The sequence below is a fragment of the Blautia sp. JLR.GB0024 genome (assembly GCF_037000545.1).
Taxonomy (GTDB): Bacteria; Bacillota; Clostridia; order Lachnospirales; family Lachnospiraceae; genus Blautia; species Blautia celeris.
On the sequence record NZ_JBANBF010000040.1, the window covers coordinates 1 to 3,022 of the forward strand.

The 3,022-nt window shown below is 40.1% G+C and carries 2 protein-coding genes; both read right to left on the reverse strand.

Going from position 1 to position 3,022, the window contains the following annotated elements:
• Positions 1 to 100: 100 nt before the first annotated feature.
• Positions 101 to 2,011: a GBS Bsp-like repeat-containing protein gene (locus V8Q34_RS27315; RefSeq protein ID WP_335836687.1), complete on the reverse strand. Its 1,911-nt coding sequence runs from the start codon at positions 2,009 to 2,011 to the stop codon at positions 101 to 103.
• Between the two features lie 191 nt (positions 2,012 to 2,202).
• Positions 2,203 to 3,022, reverse strand: an 820-nt coding sequence (locus V8Q34_RS27320) for an Ig-like domain-containing protein (protein ID WP_335836688.1), incomplete at its 5' end; no start/stop codon positions are given.

Below are 3,022 nucleotides of genomic sequence, written 5' to 3' on the forward strand. Positions count from 1 at the left end.
TGGTAGCAATATCGTGTGGGTTCAAGTCCCATCTCCTGCATCCTTTTTTTATTTAAATATTAAAATTTATCCCAGGTGGCTGTTTGCACCTGGGATTTTATTATCTGGTTATCTCTCCTGCTGCTTCTGCAAGCAGATGCGGTTCCCCTTCTGTATCTAATGTATAGATATGAATATTATACTCTGATACCTTGTAAGCAAAATCCGCTGCCCATACTTTCGTAATATAAGAACCGTCTGCCTGTAATTCCGCTTCATACCATTTTAAGTCACTTTGGTCTTCTTCCGCCCATACCGCGCAGCGCAGCGCCTGAACATCTGTGTCTGACGGCAGATTTTTCACGATTACTTCATATTTACCGGTTCTGAAATCGTATGGTGTCACTTCTATCTCTGCAGGTATGATTTCCGGCTCTTCAGATGAATCCTCTTCTGCTTCGGCCGTCAGCTCTTCTTCCGGCTCCGGTACTACAATATCTTTCGTAAGCTTTTCCATTAATTTTGACTTTTTGTCCAGCTCAATGTCTATTGTGTTTTTATCGTATTTTTCCATCAAGGTTGCCTCTGATGAAAATAGATTGGTTCCCAGACCTAATCGGTTGCCCTCTATCTCCACGCCCAGACTTGCCAGTGTGGTCGGGAAATTATCAAAGGTTGAATATTGTCTGTAAGTATCATTCTTCGTATCTGCAGCAGAATTTATGTAGGTAGTGTAGACTTTTCTGTCATAACTATTATCCACATCTTCACAAAAGTCACTGTCCATAGTGGGATGATCTCCGGAAATAACTATTGTTGTATTTTCATAAAAATCCTGCTCCTGTATCCAATTCACAAAATCAGTCACACGTTTACTGGAACATGCCATAACATTTGCATATTGATTATCCCCAAAAGTATCCTGACAATCTTCACACAAATAGCCATCTTCAAAGTGGGTATCTACTGTTAAAATAGTCATATTAAAAGGTTCATCGGAAGCGCCGGCTTCCAACAGGTGCTGCTTTGCGAAATCAAACAATTTACTGTCTTCGTATCCCCAGAAAACATGATAATCCTCCGGTATCTGACCATTGTCTTTGCTGTAGTAATAATCATAAATATCATACATTCCATGCTGTGTATAAAACAACTTTCTGCCGCCAAAATTTGCATCCGATCCCAAAACCAGGCTCTGCGTATATCCCGCATCCTTTAAAATATCTCCGATTGTAGTCAGACCCGGCAGAAATGAATCCTGCTCATTCATGGAATTACCTTCAATAGGAATCAAAAGGGGAAGTCCCGAACTCTGCGCAAACATGGCTGCAACCGTCCATCCCGTGCCATTTAGGGAAATACCGCCGTTTAATGTTTTATGATCACCGGAAAAATTCTCATTCTTATTTGAAAGTTCCGTCAGTTCCGGAATAACATTTTTCTCAAATGCGCCGCCATGGTTTTCGTCTGCATAAGTATTTTCCATAGATTCCAAATAAATATATACTAAATTTCTCTTCTGTTCCGGAAAAGTAATATTGACTGATTTTGGATCTATATAGTTATCATCAATAAATGTGGAATATGTATTTTTATTGCTGGCATAGGCCTTAATATCCAATCTGCTCCACATGTGATTTATGGAAGTACCGGCAGCTATGACGGATACAACCGCAGATGCTAAAAGTATCAGCCCCCTTTTTTTCTTCACAAATTTATATATGATGCCTATCAGCATAGTGATGCCTATAGATACAAGAATACATGATAATATGTAGCTGATAATGATGCCATGATCTGTTCCCTGTATAGGCGATTGTATATGAAACATCAGCTCATTCATCGTAAGACCTGTCCATGTCCTGAACATCCAGGATATACTGGTAGCTATCAGCAGGGAAATAAAAGCGGCCAGAAATCCTATTGCAATTACTATGATCCTTATTATTTTCTTATGTACAGTAAACTTTATTTTTTCATTCTCCGGGGAATCCTGTTTTAATTCTTCTTTTGCTTCATCTTTTGTGTCCATACTGCGCTCCAACATTTACATATATATTTTTTCGGCTGCTCACCATTGCCAAACCTTCTTTATACAAGATAACATACTCTGCCAAGTGATTGCAATATAATTATTAAGGAATCTTTAGACAACTATTGCGAAAAGGAATCAGGCTGCAGAACAGTTCTCTGCAGCCTGATTCCTCAAATCGTTAAACTATTTCATTGTGCTGTTTCTTCTGTATTATCTGTCGAAGCAGATACTGTAATTTTACAACTACATTTCTTTCCACTGGAAGTTTTCGCTTCAACACTCGCTTCTCCCTCTTTTACTGCGGTTATAACACCATCCGACGATACACGCACTATACTGTCATCGGAACTGCTCCAGGTAATACTATCAGTTGTATTGGCCGGGAGAACAGTAATGCCAGCCTTTACCGATTGGCCGGAAGTCAAATTCATCTCTCCACTGTCAAACTGAATAGAGGCAGCCTTTATTTCTTTTACAGTCACTTTGCAGGTTGCTGTTTTTCCGCTGCTGGTTTTCACTGTAATCGAAGTTGTTCCTGCACTGATACCTTTTACCACTCCGCTGCCCGATACAGTTGCCACTTTTGTATTGGAACTGCTCCATTTCAGGGTATCCGTAGAATTTCCCGGAGTCAAAGTTCCTTTCAGTGTATATGTCTTTCCTTTATAAACACTGATTGATGTTTTGCTGAGAGCTACTTTTGTGGATGGAATTTTCACTGTCACTTTACATGTGGCGGTTTTTCCGCTGGTAGTCTTCACTGTAATAGTCGCTGTTCCCTTTTCCACTGCAGTTACCACGCCTGTTGAGGAAACTTTGGCTACCTTTGTATTAGAACTGCTCCATTTCAGGGTATCTGTAGTATTACTGGGCGACATGGTTCCTTTTAACGTATAAGTCTTTCCTTTATTGATTGAAACGGAAGTCTTACTCATGGTCACTTTAGTGGACGGTACTTTTACCGTAACTTTACAGGTGGCTGTCTTTCCGCTGGTAGTCTTTACCGTG